The organism is Pseudochrobactrum sp. AO18b (assembly GCF_000409565.1).
Taxonomy (GTDB): domain Bacteria; phylum Pseudomonadota; class Alphaproteobacteria; order Rhizobiales; family Rhizobiaceae; genus Pseudochrobactrum; species Pseudochrobactrum saccharolyticum.
In genome coordinates this window covers 1-273 of sequence record NZ_ANNO01000456.1, presented here as the reverse complement: position 1 = coordinate 273, position 273 = coordinate 1, and the positions used below count along the sequence as shown (strand labels likewise).

General features: G+C 49.5%; 1 protein-coding gene. It reads right to left on the bottom strand.

Features of this window, described 5'->3' with window-relative positions:
• The coding region (locus A918_RS20930; protein WP_033316230.1) for a glycosyltransferase at nucleotides 1-273 on the bottom strand (273 nt) is incomplete at both ends.

Genomic DNA, 273 nt, shown 5'->3' with positions numbered 1-273 from the left:
CCAGAAGGACAAGTTACCTTCCGGCGGTGCAAAACGTACCGGTGCGCCGACAATATCAAGATTGTGGTGATCGCGTTCTTTCAGCAGTTCCAAGAGCCATTGCGGCTCTACCTGCTCGTCATCATCGGCGAATGTCAGCAGATCATAACCATGATCAACCGCATAATTGAGTACGTGATTTCGGGCGGATGCGATGCCTAAAACCGGCTCAACAGTATAGACGACTTCAGCAGGTGAAACTCTTGCCTTAAAGTCATTGATAATCGAGCAGAC